Source organism: Nocardia africana NBRC 100379, from assembly GCF_001612635.1.
In the GTDB taxonomy this organism is placed as follows: Bacteria; Actinomycetota; Actinomycetes; order Mycobacteriales; family Mycobacteriaceae; genus Nocardia; species Nocardia africana.
The window spans coordinates 138,974-154,341 of record NZ_BDAV01000020.1; the positions used below are offsets into that span (position 1 = coordinate 138,974).

The 15,368-nt window shown below is 66.3% G+C and carries 13 protein-coding genes; 4 read left to right on the forward strand and 9 right to left on the reverse strand.

Features of this window, described 5'->3' with window-relative positions:
• The first annotated feature begins 141 nt into the window (after positions 1–141).
• Positions 142–1,077, forward strand: coding sequence for an oxidoreductase (locus NA3_RS30790; protein WP_062967626.1), 936 nt, complete (start codon positions 142–144; stop codon positions 1,075–1,077).
• Positions 1,074–1,217, forward strand: a complete 144-nt coding sequence (locus tag NA3_RS37235) for a hypothetical protein (RefSeq protein WP_157126611.1) — start codon at positions 1,074–1,076, stop codon at positions 1,215–1,217. The genes NA3_RS30790 and NA3_RS37235 overlap by 4 nt, the downstream gene beginning before the upstream one ends.
• 91 nt (positions 1,218–1,308) lie before the next feature.
• Here NA3_RS37235 and xylB read toward each other — a convergent pair whose 3' ends face one another.
• The 6 genes from xylB to NA3_RS30820 all read right to left on the reverse strand — a co-directional run bounded on the left by xylB (position 1,309) and on the right by NA3_RS30820 (position 8,640).
• Positions 1,309–2,703: a xylulokinase gene (gene xylB / locus NA3_RS30795; RefSeq protein ID WP_062967628.1), complete on the reverse strand. Its 1,395-nt coding sequence runs from the start codon at positions 2,701–2,703 to the stop codon at positions 1,309–1,311.
• Positions 2,704–3,684, reverse strand: a complete 981-nt coding sequence (locus NA3_RS30800; RefSeq protein ID WP_062967630.1) for a zinc-dependent alcohol dehydrogenase family protein — start codon at positions 3,682–3,684, stop codon at positions 2,704–2,706.
• On the reverse strand, positions 3,685–4,692 hold the full coding sequence (locus NA3_RS30805; protein WP_062967632.1) for a glycoside hydrolase family 172 protein: 1,008 nt from the start codon (positions 4,690–4,692) through the stop codon (positions 3,685–3,687). It abuts the gene before it with no gap.
• 71 nt (positions 4,693–4,763) lie between these two features.
• Positions 4,764–6,245 carry an FGGY-family carbohydrate kinase gene (locus tag NA3_RS30810; RefSeq protein WP_062967634.1) on the reverse strand — a complete coding sequence of 494 codons (1,482 nt, stop codon included), beginning with the start codon at positions 6,243–6,245 and terminating at the stop codon, positions 4,764–4,766.
• A 2-nt stretch (positions 6,246–6,247) separates the two neighbouring features.
• Positions 6,248–7,660, reverse strand: a complete 1,413-nt coding sequence (locus tag NA3_RS30815; protein ID WP_062967636.1) for an L-fucose/L-arabinose isomerase family protein — start codon at positions 7,658–7,660, stop codon at positions 6,248–6,250.
• A 122-nt stretch (positions 7,661–7,782) separates the two neighbouring features.
• The gene (locus NA3_RS30820; protein WP_062967681.1) at positions 7,783–8,640 is read right to left on the reverse strand and encodes a family 43 glycosylhydrolase; all 858 of its coding nucleotides are present in this window, start codon (positions 8,638–8,640) and stop codon (positions 7,783–7,785) included.
• A gap of 415 nt (positions 8,641–9,055) precedes the next feature.
• Here NA3_RS30820 and NA3_RS30825 point away from each other — a divergent pair, with 415 nt between their 5' ends.
• Positions 9,056–9,847: an alpha/beta fold hydrolase gene (locus tag NA3_RS30825; RefSeq protein ID WP_084492007.1), complete on the forward strand. Its 792-nt coding sequence runs from the start codon at positions 9,056–9,058 to the stop codon at positions 9,845–9,847.
• A gap of 87 nt (positions 9,848–9,934) precedes the next feature.
• Here NA3_RS30825 and NA3_RS30830 read toward each other — a convergent pair whose 3' ends face one another.
• The 3 genes from NA3_RS30830 to NA3_RS30840 all read right to left on the reverse strand — a co-directional run bounded on the left by NA3_RS30830 (position 9,935) and on the right by NA3_RS30840 (position 13,643).
• Positions 9,935–10,225, reverse strand: coding sequence for a DUF427 domain-containing protein (locus tag NA3_RS30830; RefSeq protein ID WP_062967639.1), 291 nt, complete (start codon positions 10,223–10,225; stop codon positions 9,935–9,937).
• 392 nt (positions 10,226–10,617) lie between these two features.
• Positions 10,618–11,838, reverse strand: coding sequence for a PucR family transcriptional regulator (locus NA3_RS30835; protein ID WP_227995149.1), 1,221 nt, complete (start codon positions 11,836–11,838; stop codon positions 10,618–10,620).
• 236 nt (positions 11,839–12,074) lie between these two features.
• The gene (locus NA3_RS30840; protein ID WP_227995147.1) at positions 12,075–13,643 is read right to left on the reverse strand and encodes a lipase family protein; all 1,569 of its coding nucleotides are present in this window, start codon (positions 13,641–13,643) and stop codon (positions 12,075–12,077) included.
• Positions 13,644–14,986: 1,343 nt separating this feature from the next.
• On the opposite strand from NA3_RS30840, the gene NA3_RS30845 reads away from it, so the two are divergent.
• Positions 14,987–15,271, forward strand: coding sequence for a hypothetical protein (locus NA3_RS30845; RefSeq protein ID WP_218021922.1), 285 nt, complete (start codon positions 14,987–14,989; stop codon positions 15,269–15,271).
• Positions 15,272–15,368 lie beyond the last annotated feature (97 nt).

Genomic DNA, 15,368 nt, shown 5'->3' on the forward strand with positions numbered 1-15,368 from the left:
CTTTTACCACGCGTGGCGATGAGATCGACTCAGATCTTTTGGGCGGCGCTGCGATTCGCAGGGTCGGCCGACTCCGGATGCCTGACCAACCGCTACCGCCCTACTGGAGAAGTATCCGGTCCCCGACGTGAGCGAGGTGAAATGAAAATGAACCGGCGTCAGCGTTGGACGGCTGACGCGATACCGGATCAATCGGGGCGCACTGTCGTTGTAACAGGCGCTAATTCGGGTATCGGGTACGAGATCGCCGCTGCTCTTGCGCGTCGCGGAGCCCGCACCGTGCTCGCCGTGCGAGACATCGGCGCGGGAACCGAAGCTGCCGCCAGAATCGCCGACTCTCAACTCGGCGCTACCGTCAGCGTGCAGCAGCTCGATCTCGCATCCATGCGATCTGTCAGATCCGCGGCCGCCGAACTGCGCGCAAGCTACCCCCGCATTGACCTGTTGATCAACAACGCGGGGCTGGTCGCGTTTACGAAGGGATCCACCGAGGAGGGCTTCGAACTCCACTTCGGCGTGTGTCACCTCGGACACTTCGCGCTGACAGGCTTGCTCTTGGATACGCTGATGAACACACCCGGAGCCCGAATCGTGACCGTAAGCAGTTTCGGTCACCGCATGGCTGGTGACGGCATCGACTTCGCCGACCCACACTGGCAACGGCGTCCCTACAAGTGGGTACACGCCTACGGCCAGGCCAAGCTCGCCAACCTGCTCTTCACATACGAACTCCAACGTCGGCTGGCTGCGGCCTCAGGTACGAACGCCATCGCCGTGGCAGCGCACCCGGGCACGACGAAGACACACCTCGTCAGGGACGCCCCGATATCCATACGGCTGCAGAACAGACTGCTCGGCAGCTTGCGTCAAGGCGCTGCGATGGGAGCACTGCCGATATTGCGCGCCGCAACGGATCCCGCAGTTGTAGGCGGCCAATACTTCGGTCCCAGAGGACTGGGCGAACTACGAGGCCATCCCCGGATCGTCAGCTCGTCTGCCACCTCCCGCAATGCCCTGCTTCAGCGCAGATTATGGGAGATGTCCGAGGACCTCACCGGTGTTCGGTATTCCATATGACCACCGACGAAGCAGTATCTGCAGTCTTTCGGGGGACGGAAGTTCACATGTCGATGGAGAACCACCAACCGCAAGTGGTGTCTGAACCCGGTGGGATAGCGATCACCACCGCCGTCGGCAGCGTGTCGGTAGACCTGTGACGGTGGGGCTCCGGAGGGAGCGGGGGGTTCAGTATCGAGTGACCGAGGTGACCTGAAGCCATATCCGGGCTCGGTGTTCGGCATGACGGAGTCAGCTGCCGTACAAGGATTCTCGCGCCCGGCCATAGGCACTGCGGATCTCCGTGCCCGCCGCACGGTCGTCGGGCGCTGGAATCTCGACGGTCGACACCGCCGGCCACTGCGGCGGTTCAGCGCCACGGCGCAAAGCCCACGCGGCCTGCCGTGCGGCGCCGAGCGCGACGTACTCCTCCGGCTCCGGCACAGTCACTGCCGCACCGAAGATCTGCGCGGCGGTCTCGGCAACGAACTGCGAACGCGATGCGCCGCCGATCAGCAGCACTCGCCGAGGTGTCGCGCCGGCCGCGCGGAGCCGGTCGAGCGCATCGGCCATGTTGCACACCATTCCTTCGACTGCGGCGCGGGCCAGGTGAGCGGGTCGCATTGTCTCCAAACGCAATCCGTGCAGACTGCCCGTCGCCTGGGGCAGGTTCGGGGTGCGTTCGCCGGACAGGTACGGCAGCAGGACGAGGCCGTCGGCGCCCGGTGGGGCCTGGCAGGCCAGTGCGTCGAGTTCGCCGAGGCCGATTCCCAGGGCTGTGGCCGTCGCCTCGAGCACCCGGGCGGCGTTCAGCGTGCACACCAACGGCAGGAATTGTCCTGTCGCGTCGGCGAATCCGTTGACGAAGGGATCGGTGTTCAGCTGCGGGGTACGCGCGAACGCTGTGCCGCTGGTGCCCAGCGAGATCACCACGTCGCCGTCGCCGATCCCGAGTCCGAGCGCCGCCGCCGCGTTGTCCCCGGCGCCCGCGGCGACGAGCACGCCCGCAGCGGTGTGTCCCGCACTCTGGGAAGGTTCGAGTACGGTCGGAAGCTCAGGGCTACGGCCGTGGAAACCCTTGGCCAACAAGTCTTCTCGATACCGGCCCTCCGCCGCGGACCAGTACCCTGTACCCGACGCGTCGCTCCGGTCGGTCGTCGGCGCAGTGTCACCACCGCCGCACAACCGCCAGGTCAGGTAGTCATGCGGCAACATCACCCGGGCGACTCGGTCCGCGAGCTCGGGCTCATGGTCGGCCATCCAACGCAGTTTCGCCACAGTGAATGCGGCGACCGGGACGCTGCCGACCGCGTCCAGCCACGCCCGCGGGCCGCCCAGTTCCGCGACGAGGTCGTCGGCGGCCTCGGCGGAGCGAACGTCGTTCCACAACAAGGCATCTCGCACCGGCTTGTGCGACTCGCCGAGTGCCACCAGGCCATGTTGCTGTCCGGCGATGGAGACCGCGTCGACGTGGTCGAGCAGCCCCTCCCCCGCCTGCTGCAGCGCGGTCCACCATGCCTCGGGCGGGACCTCGGTGCCGTCGGGGTGCGGTGCGTGTCCTCGTGCCAGAACCTCGCCGGTGTCGGCGTCGCACACGACGACCTTGCAGGACTGGGTGGAGCTGTCCACTCCGGCGACGGTGGCCATCTATCCGCGTGGCGCGATCTGGATCTTGCGGCCGACGCCGTCGCGGAACGTCTGTAGCGCCTCCGAGAATTGGTCGAGGGCGAAGGTGTGGGTGACCATGGTGTCGGCGTCGATCGCCCCCTTGCGGACGAGGTCGACGGCGCGGCCGAAACTGTGGACCACCGCCATCGAGCCGACGATGGTGATCTCGTCGTTGTAGATACGGAACGGTGAGACGGAGGCCGTCGCGTCGCCGGGGGCGACGCCGAACTGCTGGTAGGTGCCGCCGCGGCGGACTCGGGTGAGGCCGTCTTCGATCGCTGGGATCGCGCCGGTGCAGTCGATGACGACTTCCCACCCGTGCGGGCGGTCGAACTCGTCGGCGTTCGTGGCGACCGCGTCCGCGCCGAGGGCGCAGGCGACCTGCAGGCGGTCGGTGTTGAGGTCGACCACCGAGACCGTGGCCGCGCCCGCCGCGACCGCGAGTTGCAGCATCATCAGGCCCATCGTGCCGGCGCCGTAGATCAGGTAGTGCGAGCCCAGCATCCTTGGTAGCCCGTCGAATCCGTGGACGGCACACGACAGCGGTTCCACGAGCGCGCCGTGCGAGGCGGGCAGATCGTCGGGCACCGTGAAGCAGTTCGCCTCCGGCACCGCGACGTATTCGGCCATCGCGCCGTTCACCGTGTCGCCGATCGCACCCCAGCGCTCGCAGAGGTTGCCGCGGCCGATGCGGCAATAGTGGCAGGCGCCGCAGAACAGCGACGGGTCTACGGCTACCTTCTCGCCGGACCTGGGGCCGTCGACGATCAGGCCGCAGAACTCGTGACCGGGCACGATCGGGTACGGCGTGGGCGGGAATTCCCCTTCGACGATGTGGATGTCGGTCCCGCAGATCCCCACCGCGGCCACCTGGACCACCACCTCCCCCGGGCCGGGAGTGGGGTCGGGAATCGTCTGCACCGAGTATTCGCCGGGTTTTTCGATCACGAGCGCGCGCATCTACCGTCCCCTTTCCTGATACCACCATGCGGTGGTCGCGATTTCGGCGTCGGCCAACGGGAGATACCGCCCGCCATCCTGCCAGCCCAGCGCTTGCAGCGTGACGCGCAGCTCCTCGTGGAAGCGGATCGGGTCGCGCACATGCCAGCGATACATGCCGAATCGCTGTGCCGGCGTGTAGATCTCGTCGTGCGGCAGTACTTGGTGCAGACCGAGATAGGGGCTGGAGTAGTCGCGGTAGGCGCCGTCGAGGTCGAAGTTCCAGGCGCCGCCGAAATAGTCCTCGGTGCCGGTGCCGCAGATCGTCGGGAAGTCGTCGTCTCCGTCGAGGTGGAACTTGACCTCGCCCTCGCCCCACCAGCCGGGCGCATTCGGTGCGATCGCCAGATAGGTGCCGACGTAGCGTCCGCGGCCCCGGACGTCATCGACAATCGTGTGCACCGCGGGAGTGCCCAGCGGATTGCTGTGGCGCCGTTGGCAATGCAGGTAGCCGACGTCCTCGCCTACCTCGGTCTCGTCGTAGGTGAGCTGATAGTAGACCGGCACCGAACGCTCGGTGGGGTTGTGCAGGGTGACACGGGCGCGCTGGAGAAACGGCATGGGCCAGTAGGTGTTCAAGCCACCGGCGGGTGCGACCACCACCATTTCCGAGCTCACCAGCGCCAGTTCGTCCCAGCCGTTGCAGAAGAAGTCGCCCAGCGGCACGTCGATCGACGGGTGCGAGTCGTCGTCCCAGGTGAAGTTCAGAGTCAACCGGCGCAGCACCGTGCGGTCGGTGGTCAGCCAGAAGTGCCGGATCACGCCAGGCCCCGACACGTCGGCCAGCGTCGCGGTGGTACCGGGGGCCAGGTCGATCGACGGGGACACCTTCCACCCCACACCGAGATCACGTGCCGCGCCCGCGCCGGTCCCGGTCTCCGCCCGCCCACCCGCGCCGGGCGCGCCGGTCGGGTTCTCGGGGCTGATCGAGCGGGTACGCGCCCGGTCGAGGCGCCAGAGTTCAGACATTGTCCATCCCGGTCCGACGGTGTTGTGCGAGGCTGACGGAGTGGGCGCGTGCGCTGCCGAAACGCCGGATTTCACCCATGGTTCGCCGCCCGATGTTGTTCCGTAGCAAGGAAATGCGCGATATCCATGGTCGACTCGTACAGCTCGCGGTAGCGCCGGTAGTACTGGTCGTAGATCTCTTGTCGCCGGACATCCGGCTCGATGATCGACGTCACCGGGTTCCAACTGGATGTGTCGACGCCGGCGGCCTCCGCGGCCAGCAGGGCGTCGCCGAGGCAGGCCCCGACGGTCTCCGCCGGCAACTCCTGCGGCAGACCGGTTACGTCGGACACGATCTGGGTCCACAGCCCGCCTTTGGTGCCGCCACCGACGGCGACCAGGCGTCGAGCACGACCACCGGCGTCGGACATGGCCTCCAGGTTGTGCCGCACCCCGTATCCGGTGGCTTCCAGCGCGGCCCGATACAGCTCGGCTCGGCCGTGGCTGGTGGTGAGTCCGGCGACGATGCCGCGAGCGTCGGGATCGAACAGCGGTGTTCGTTCGCCGGCGAAATACGGCAGCATCAACAGTCCCCGGCTGCCGGCCGGAACCTTGCCCGCCTCCTCGATCAGGTCGCCGAACTCTCCCCCGACCAGGCGGCGCAGCCAATCGGTGACCGCACCCGAGGTGGCCATTCCCGCTGCCAGCGAATAGGTTTCGGGCCACGCGCCGCATGTGCCCCACAGGCCGGGGTGCGGACGCGGCTGGGTGAGGATCTGGACGAGGAACATCGTGGTGCCGTACATGACCATCGCATCGCCGGGTGCGCGCACGCCGACGCTGGCCGCTTCGGCCCACGCGTCGACGGTGCCCGTGGTGACCGGTAGTCCCTGCGGAAGCCCGGTCGCGGCAGCACCTTCCGCGGTCACCCGGCCCACTACCGCTGTGGGCCAGGCGAGTTCGGGCAACGGCAGGCCGGGGGCGCAGCGCTCGGCCCAGTCACCGGCCCACTCACGTTTGCGCAGGTCGTACATGGGCACGCACTGGCTCGCCGACTGGTGGTCGAGCACGTAGCGTCCGGTCAACCGGTGCACGAGAAAGGAACTCGCCATCAGCAGCATGCGGGTGCGCGCAGAGACATCCGGCTCGTGCCGCGCCAGCCACCGCAGCTTCGGCCCGACGGCCTGGCTGGTGAGCGGCGATCCGGCCCGTTCGAGCACCGCAGCCTCACCCAATTCGCCTGTCAGCTCATCGATTTCGACGGTTGCCCGGGTGTCGACGCCGTACAGGATGGCCGGTCGCAGCGGATTTCCCTGCGCATCGGCGGGCAGCAAGCACGGGCCGATTCCGCTGATGCCCAGCCCCTCCAGCCGTGCGCCGGCGGCGGCTTGCACCAATTCGCGAGCGATAGCGACGAAGTCCGCCCACCACACCGACTCCGCGTCGTGCTCGACCCAGCCCGGTCGCGGCATCGATACCGCGTGCGGACGCTCGGAACGAGCGAGGATCTTGCCGTCGGCGTCGGTCAGAACACCTTTGGAACCGGAAGTGCCGATGTCGATTCCGATGAACATGGTCACCGAGTGAATTCGTCCACGGTGACACCCAGCAGATCACACGCGGCCCGCACGGTCGCGCGATGGTCACCGGGCACAGCGTGGATATGGTTGGCGCCGAACCGGGACAGGAAATCCTCGGCGCGAGCGTCGAGCCGCGCGAACGCGTGCGGCCATTCGCGGGTCGACTGGCGCATCAACTCGTCGTTGGTGGCCTCGTCGTAGGACTCGAAGTCGCCGAGCATCAACTGCATTCGGTAGTTGCCGTCGTTGCGCGTCAGCCGGGCCAGGGTCATCTGCCCCGGCGCCGCGAGATGATGGACGGACGCACCGCCCGCGGGGAAGAAGAACACCTCGGGGAACAGATGCACCCGGGACAGGTTCTCCGCCGGATCGTCGCTGCGGGCCGCGAACCAGGTGGCGTGCTGGCCGGAGTTGCACAGATCCCAGATGTCGCGATCGGCGTGGTAGTGGCGGACGTCGGCGAACAAGACCGGTGTCCGCGAGATCTGTTTGAGCAGTTGCATGGTCAGCGCGCCGTCCATGTCCGCCTCGGTCGCGCACACATGCGTCGGCTTCGGGCCGTTCCAGTCGTACGGGTCGTTGAGGAACGCCTCGGTGACATCCATCGTGGCGAAGTACTGGGTGAGTTCGGGCTGGCCCTTGATGCCGGAGAAGTCGATGTTCCATTCGTCGATCAGCTCGCGCACCGCGAGGTAGGAGCGGATCTGGCGCTCCAGCAGCTCCGGAGTGAGTTTGTCCCCGTCGTAGTGCACGCCCGCGGTGGTCTCCTCCAGCCAGGTCCGGGCCTTCGAGACCTCCGTGGCGTCGGCCAGCTCGGCGCGGCGCACGATCTCCCACTGGTCGATCTCCTCGACGTCGACACCGAAAATGCGTTGCCACTGATCGGTATTCGCGACGGCGGTGTTCATTCCCATCGGCCGGCCACCGAACCGGCCGAACGTCGAGCCGCGCAAGCTCGACACCGCCGCTGCGGCGCAAGCCCGCACACCGATCTTCTCGATCAGGTCCGGATCGGCCGGGTCGCCCCACAGTCGAGTGTGCGTGCGGCCGATCTGATCCAGCGCTCCGCCGGCCGCCAGCATCCCGACCATTCCGGGTTGCACCGGGTCGATATTGGACAACAGCAGCAACGCTCCCGGCGTGGCCCCTTGGACGAGCATCGTGAAGTGCGGGAACGCCCATACCGCGTAGTGCAGTACGGTCAGATCGACCCCGGCCGAGGCGACTTCGCGAGCCACGGAGACGGCGAGGGTGTTGGTACTGACCGGCGCGGAGCCGCGCACCACCTCGTGCCCGGCGGCGGTGAGCTCGCCGACGAGCCGGTCCTCGTTGGTACGGATGAACTCGGCTATGCCGTCGTGCACATAGTCGCGTCCGTCGGAAATGCTGATCACACCGATACGTGCCACGCCGGATCCCTTCAAGAGACGAACGGTCGGACCACTCGCTGTGCCCGATGGCGGTCCGCACGGTCCTCGGTGGTAACGCAGGCTGCCGCCTCCGGGCCGCGCTCGCACACTAGAGATATCACTCAGAGCACGGTTTTCGGCGGGGTTCTGCCGATCTCGAGGGGTGCCAGCGACACTCCGCCCTGTCCCCAGCCGCAACTGGTGATCCACAGGTCGCCGTCGTCGATCACCTCGGCGGCGTGTGCGGCGATGTGGCCGACACGGTCGTCGATCCCGAAGTGGTAGGGATCGTCGCCCGCGAACACGTCGGTGCCGACGTAATCGGGCCTCGGACCGATGAACAGATACCAGGAACCGTTGTAGCGCAACACGAACGGGGACTCGGTATTGCCGGCCTCGGTTCCCGACGTCGGGTCGGTGAACGCGATGCGCCGCTCACTCCAGGTGCGCAGGTCGGTGCTCGTGCGGTACGCCACCACATAGTTGCCGCCCGACGGCGAACTCGTCGCGGCGTAGTACATCACCCAGCGGCCGTCGATCCACGCGACCATGGGATCGCGGGCGTCGTATCCGTCGCGAAACACCGGCCCGGCCGGTTCGCGGGTCCATTCGAACAGGTCGTCGGAGGTGGCCACGCAGATCGCCGCGGCGGTACGGTCGTCGCCGCCGCCCGCATAGAACATGTGGTAGCGACCGTCGGCGCGGATCACGTACGGCGCCCACAGATGCGTCTCGCCGTGGTCGCGGTCCACGACCAGTGCCGGAGGGTGTTTGGTCCACGGGCCGTGCAGGTCGTCGGCGCTCGCATGGGCGAATTCGATTTCGTCGAACGGATCAGCGGGTTCGGGATGGGTGATGCCGAACAGGTGCCAGCGGCCCGATCCGTCGCGAATGATGGTGTGGTCGTTGATATACCACCGTTGCGACTCGCCGGCGCTCGGGTCGTAGATCGTGTGGAAGCGCCCGGCTCGAACGCTCACCGCGCGGTCCGCCGATGGGTCACGAAGACCGGATCGGTCGGTCGCCGGCCCGCCTCGCACTACGATCTCGGGGTCGGTCATCTGGCACCGCTCTCCTCCCTCGCGTTCGCCGCACCGGCGCTGGCTCGCGAGGATGCCGCTGGGACCGGATCCGTGTGCAGCCTCGTGCGAACTCCAGCCGATCAGGCGTAGGACACTGAACATCCGCGTCGAGAATCCCATCCACGGTAGATGACGACGACGCGCGGGCGGCGGAAATCCGGTCATGATCACCCCGGCCTCGGTCACGAATCGCACGGAGGGGCGGCGATGTTCGATCACTACCGGATCGGCCCGCGACGAACAACGGAATCGCCGGCACTATCCCCATCGGTGAACGACAGCGGTCTCGCCGGCCCCGAATAGACTGCGCCGCATGCGGACAGCGATGACGCTCGACAGCGGCCAAGTCGTCGGTTACGTCGACCACGGCGGTTCCGGCCCGGCCGTACTGCTGTTGCACAGCTACCTGATGGACGCCGACATGTTCGCCCCGCAGGTACGTTCACTCGGCTCGACCTACCGGTTGATCACCATGGACGAACGCGGCCACGGTGAAACGCCTGCCGACAACCCCTTCACCTACTGGGACGTGGCCCGCGACGCACTCGGATTGCTCGACCACCTCGGGGTCGAGCGATGCGCGGTGGTGGGTACGAGCCAGGGCGGATTCATCGGTCTGCGAATGGCCCTGCTGGAACCGAACCGGGTGGCCGCGCTCGCATTGCTCGGAACGTCGGGCGCCGCCGAGGACCCGCAGGTCGCCGACGCCTACCGGCAAGCTGCTGCGGCGTGGCGGGAATTCGGTCCGACGCAGGAGTTGCTCGACATGAACGCCGCCATCTGCCTGGGTCAGCACGACGCGACCGAGTGGCAGGCCAAGTGGCGCAAGCTTTCCGGAGATCACATCGACCGGGTCCTCACTCCCCTGGTCGAGCGGGACAGCGTCCTCGACCGCGCTTCCGAGATCGACTGCCCCGCTCTGGTTCTGCACGGCTCGGCCGACGCCGCCTATCCGGTCGACCGGGCCGTCGAGCTGGCCGCGGCCTTGCCGAACGCCGGGCCGCCGGTGATCATCGACGGAGGCGCGCACTTCCTGTCGCTGACCGACGCGGACGCCGTAGAACCGCACCTGGCGGAATTCCTGTCGAAGTCGCTGCCCAGGTGAACTCAGGCCTTCGCTGAGCATCGGCCTATGCCGCTACCGATTCGGGAGCGACTCTGCGCCTGCCCGGAACTCACCGTGGGGAGCCGATCACTCCTGGATGGAGACCTTGTTCTTGTAGAAGGCGACGTAGCCCTCGATGTTGGCTGCTGCCTGTTTCGTCTCGGGGTAATACCACGCGGCGTCGACGAGAGGGTTTCCGTCACCGACATCCACCGTGTAGTAGCTCGCACGACCCTTCCATGGGCAGATGGTGTGCGTCTCCGTGGGCGTGAAGTACTCCTTCTCGAGCGATTCCGGCGGGAAGTAGATATTGCCTTCCACCGTTTCGTAGTGGTCGGACTCCGCGATGGTGACGCCGTTGACCGTTGCCTTTGCCATGCTCCCCATTCTGCCCCGGTCCGCGAGCGGACCCCAGCGGCGAACAGCCATGGCACAAGGCCGCGTGCGACCGGCCCCGACGGGGGAACTACAGCCACCCGTTTCGAGGTTCCACGCCATTGTGGACCGTCATCGGCGTCGTTGCCGGACGGCGGGTGTCGAGCACCCCGCGCTCGAAACGGGCATTCGGGAGGAGGGTCGTCGGCATGTGGGCCTGTTCGGCCCAACGTGGGTGCGGCCCTCGAGGGTCACGTCCAACGCCATTGTCGACAGTGGTTGTGGCGGAATGAGTTTGGTCCAGAAATCGTGGCGAACGGAAACAGCAACCATGTCGCGCGTAATCCATCGGCTTCGGTTCTGCGGGCGTCGTCCATCTGTCGTTCCCAGTGCGCTCACGTGCGGTAAGTGTGGGCAACCAACGCCGAACGCAAGTGCCACAGCCCGCTCGCCTGGGTGGTATCGAACCCGGTGAGCTGCCCGATCCGCTTGAGCCGGTAATCCACGGTGTTGATGTGCACGTTCAGCAGCCGCGCAGTGCGTTGGCGGTTCATGTTGTGCGTGATGTGGACCTGCAATGTCTCCAGCAGTTCCGGATGCTCATCCAGTGGATCGAGCAGTGACCCGAGATGTTCGCGGCCGGGGCCGGGGCGGGTGAGCTGGTATTCCAGAGCCAGGTCGTCGAAGTGATACAGGCCCGGCGCCGATCCCAGCCGGGAGACGACGTCGAGCAATTCGTGAGCTTGATCCGCGGCCGAGGGCAGGGTGTCGGTAGAGGCGGTGACCATGGTGGCGGTGATGGGCACGCGCGCCGCCCGTGACAGATGCCCGATGAGATCCTCGAGGGCGCCCTCGGTGATGTAATCGGCGGGGATGAGCAAGGTGCCGCCGTCGATCGACAGCAATGACAGCACGGCGTCGTCGCAGCGGGTGGCCAGCTCTGCCTGCAGACGCCGGAGTTTGCGGCGCGCAACGACTTTCGCGTCCAGCATCGGGTTGGATTCGTCCGGGTGGGCAGGAATGGCGAGGGCCAATACGCGATAGCGGTCGGCGATGTCGATGCCACACTCGCGGGCCATCGTGGAGGTGGGGTGCCCGCCGAGCAGTGCCGAGGTGAGCGTGTGCACCGCGGTGTGGTGTTCCGACACGACCGCGCGCAGTTCGCGCACATAGGCCACCGAGACCGCCGTGGTCATGGTGTCGAGCATCTCGACGACGAGTTTGGCGGCATCGAGGATGCTCTGATAGTCGGCCGTGCTCAGCGCGCGCATCGGATCGGCGTCGGCCGAGCCGGAGGCACGCTGTTTGGCCAAGGCGGTGGACACCACCAGGTCGAAGCCGATCTTGAAGCCTTCGTGGATGGCGTGGTGAATTGTCCCAATGGGCACGCCTTCGCGAGCCCATTGAGCCGCGGCGTTCTCGAGCTGTCCGGTCTTTTCCGGAATGTTGCTGCCGTCCAGCATGCTGACCGCCAGCTCCAAGCACACGCGGGTGATGGTGGTGATGTCGCCGTGGATCGCATCGCCCGGCAAGGTGCCGCAGGGGGCGACGGTTTCGACGAAATGCCTGACCATCTGCCGTGACAGGGCCCGCACGTCCTTCAACGGCGACGACATCGGACGACCGGATATGGTGAGGCCTTGCTGGTATGGAGAGGTGACAGACATGGTCGGACTTCCTTCCCTCCCCGTCGACTTGTGCGATTGCACCAGCGTAACCAGCACAAGATTCGGGAGGAAGGATTACTCCGCGTCACGTGATGTTTGGGATCGGCGGCCCTCAGGCGATAGTGGTATCTCACAATGACGGCCGGGATGCGACCTCCCGAACCGCCTCGCATACGGCTACCGAGCTACCTCCCGGGGCATTCGCTCGGCGCCGGTTCGCCGCGCAATCGCGCGTCGATCCACTCGCTGAGGCCGGGATAGCTGGTGACGTAACTGCTCAGATGCTCACCGGGCACTGTGCGGAAAATAGCCGGAACGCCCCGGCTGCATTGTTCGCCGTACATACGCTGAGCGTCTTCGAGAGGAATCCAAGGATCCCAGGCGCCGTGGTAGATATACAGCGGCACACTCGACCTCCGGTCGGACACATCCAGTTGGCGGAACAGATTGTCGGCCATCGGACTGTCGAGTGGGTTGCTGATATTCGTCGCCACATCCATCGGGATACCGACGACGCCGAGCGGTCCATCGGCGTCACCACACAGATCGCGCGTCGGGGAAGTCGTCACCCACTGCGCGAGATGATTCATGTACTGGAGCACCTCCGGGTGTTCACGCGCTATCGCCGTCGACACCGACAACAGAATGCCGGAGGCGATCCCGCCGTTGAAACGGTGGGCGATATCCCGGTAGTCGGCTGCCAGTCCCCCCGTGGACACGCCCATCAGAACGTCCGACAGCTCCGGCGCGTACTCACTCTGCACCATCGCAGTGGCGTACGAGGCGATCGCTCCGCCCGAGTAGCCGTCGACCACGTAACGACTGTTACCGAACTCCGGCAGGGCATTGCGCACGGCGCGAATGGAATCGAGCATCATGTGCGCGGCCACATTCGTCTCGCCGTACGCCATCAGCGGGCCCTCATGGTCGGGCAGGAGAACCGCGTGCCCCTTGTTCAGGGCAGACCAGATAGCCGGCAGGAACCAGACGAGATCGGTGTTGGTTCGATCGAGGATGCCGTGCGACAACTGGTAGCCCGGCGTGCAGTGCAGCCCGAGTGCGTTGATCGGCATCGCGTCGACCTCCACCGGACGGGGCCCCGGCCCGTTCCACGACGCCGCCGGGATGATCAATGTGGCGGTGCCGAAGGAGGGCGTGCCCGTCGCCGAGGTGGAGCGGAACTTCAACAGCACCGCCCGCTCGATCGGTGCCGCCATATGCTGAGCTGTCGTCGCCGTCACGTCCCGTGACTCGATGATCTGCCCCGGCTCCAGCGCGCCGAGATTCGCAGGCCAGGCATCGAAGGTCTGGTCCCCGGTCGGCGACGACAATATCCCCCGCCACAATGCGGCCTGCTGATCCTCCTCGGGGCCGGCAGTCAACTGCGGCGGCTTGATGTTCTCGTCGATCCAGGTCTGCAGCGGGGAGGGCTGGTTATTTCCGGGCGACCACTGCGGTGTCGGCCCGTTGACCGGTCCCTCGTCCGCCCGAGCGGCCTGTTCGCCCGACAACGTACCGGCGACGAGAACTGTTACCACAACTGCCAGAAACCCTCTCACAAGCCACATCCTTTGTTCGGACGAAAATGCCGGGAGTGTCCCCTCAGGGGTCGCGCGAGCGACTTTAGCAAGCGTCTGCGTTCCTGGCCGAGAAACCGGGCGGCAAAACGGTACACAATTCGAGCGCGCTCGAATATCAGCGCTCCGAGCGGAAACCAACGCGCGAAAGGCGGCGTAACTCAGGGACTGCTGCACGATTGGATAACAGGCTGCGCTAGTCCTCGCTGGATTCAACTTCGGTCGCTGACCGACAGCAGCCATGGGGTATATGCCAGGAGATAGCTCGAACTCGGTTAGAGCCGATAATTGGGTTCGCGAGTTTAGGGCGGTTCGTCCTTTTCTGGCGGTCGAGGAGTCCGATCTGCGGCGGAGACCAGAACGATTCCGTCATCGCGTTGCCCAGACCTTCGCCACCGCCTGCCACGGGTCGTGGCCGGAGACAGCAGACGCTACTGTGCGGGATCAGGGCGCAGCGTTCGGCGAGCCGCCGAAGTATGGACTCACCCGACCCAGAACTTCAGCAGCTCGACACCTTCGCGCGTTCGCCGAAACGCGATTACTTCGGCCGCGATTCCCGAGGCTGGTCCTCGCCTCTGCGCACGCCGCCGTGATGTCCTTCCTCGGCTGCTTCGGCGCTGGACTCGGTTTCAGGTGCGTGCGACGCCGATTGCTCTTCGGCCGGGGAGGCGGTGGTCCCGCCGGCAGTCTCACCAGGAGCGGGGGACTTGAAGTTCGGGTCGGTCACCGGATGTGTCGCACCCGCTGTTCTGGCGCCGCTGTCTCCTCCGGGGGTGCCGGTGACCTCCGCGCTTGTTCGGCGGCCTTCATAGGGCGGGACGGCCGGTTCGGCGTCGCCGGGTGGGAGCGTCCCGGTCGTGGCGATATCGTCTTCGGACTGGTTCTGATCACGGGCTGAAACGACTTCTTCGTGGTCGAATGTGCCGGCCGGGCGATCGGCCGAGCCGCCGCCCGGGGTATTCGCCCCGGTGTCTCGCGAGCCTTTGGCTCCTCGTTGTGATTGAGGCTCTTCGGACAGATGTTCGCTGGACATAGCTCCATCGTCTCCTCGAGTAGAGCGCTGGATTATAACCTCTGCGTTCAAGCGTGGTGCCCGATTCGACCGCAGTCAAGCACACTCGTGAGGCGGAAATTGCCCCCACTTCGTCGGCTATGTCAGTCGTTCCGGCCGTCAGGACGTCGCACGTTCGAACAGCAACGACAACACTCAGCAACAACAGCAAACCCACAGGTCACACCGGACTCGTGGACTGGCTCCGCCTGGGACTCGGGCGGTCGGATGACCGAACGCCTTTCGTGGGGCCTCAGGGGTGTGGGTTCACGATCGGAACGGGGAGAGCAAGTAGCTCGACGCGACGCTCACATTCGCGATCGACCGATTCGCGCGTCGACCACCGAATTCAATCGCCCCGGCCGACAGCGGCGGTGCAGCGGGAAAAGCCCGTGCTCGCCTGTCCGCATGCCTTCTAGGATTCGGTCTCGTGCTTTCCCGACCTTCGTTCATCAGTGATGAGGCAATCGTGCACGCGGTCGCTACGCACTGGTTGCCCGAGATCACCGATATCAGCTATCTGCCGTGGGGCTTCGGAGCGCACTATTGGCGGGTGACCGGTGGGGGCGTCACCGTGTTCGTGACATTGGATCAGTTGGAGCCCCGGCACACCGCGACGACGCTGGAGGCTGCCTACGCCGGAGCTGCTGCCCTGGCCGCCGCTGGGTTGAACATCGTGTGCGCACCGCTACCAGCCCGGTCAGGACAGTTCAGCGTCGATATCGGGCCGGGTGCGCTCAGCGTGACGCCATGACTGCAGGGTCGCAGCCCCACCGAGGAACAGGCCCGCGAGCCCCGGCATGTCCGCGAAGTCGTTCGCGCGTTGGATGCGCTGCATCGTGCTGCTCCCC

Excerpts from the sequence above, each read along its gene's own strand:
- NA3_RS30790 (WP_062967626.1), top strand. The coding sequence starts at position 142 with ATGAAAATGAACCGGCGTCAGCGTTGGACGGCTGACGCGATACCGGAT.
- NA3_RS37235 (WP_157126611.1), top strand. The coding sequence starts at position 1,074 with ATGACCACCGACGAAGCAGTATCTGCAGTCTTTCGGGGGACGGAAGTT.
- xylB (WP_062967628.1), bottom strand. The coding sequence starts at position 2,703 with ATGGCCACCGTCGCCGGAGTGGACAGCTCCACCCAGTCCTGCAAGGTC.
- NA3_RS30800 (WP_062967630.1), bottom strand. The coding sequence starts at position 3,684 with ATGCGCGCGCTCGTGATCGAAAAACCCGGCGAATACTCGGTGCAGACG.
- NA3_RS30805 (WP_062967632.1), bottom strand. The coding sequence starts at position 4,692 with ATGTCTGAACTCTGGCGCCTCGACCGGGCGCGTACCCGCTCGATCAGC.
- NA3_RS30810 (WP_062967634.1), bottom strand. The coding sequence starts at position 6,245 with ATGTTCATCGGAATCGACATCGGCACTTCCGGTTCCAAAGGTGTTCTG.
- NA3_RS30825 (WP_084492007.1), top strand. The coding sequence starts at position 9,056 with ATGCGGACAGCGATGACGCTCGACAGCGGCCAAGTCGTCGGTTACGTC.
- NA3_RS30830 (WP_062967639.1), bottom strand. The coding sequence starts at position 10,225 with ATGGCAAAGGCAACGGTCAACGGCGTCACCATCGCGGAGTCCGACCAC.
- NA3_RS30835 (WP_227995149.1), bottom strand. The coding sequence starts at position 11,838 with ATGTCGTCGCCGTTGAAGGACGTGCGGGCCCTGTCACGGCAGATGGTC.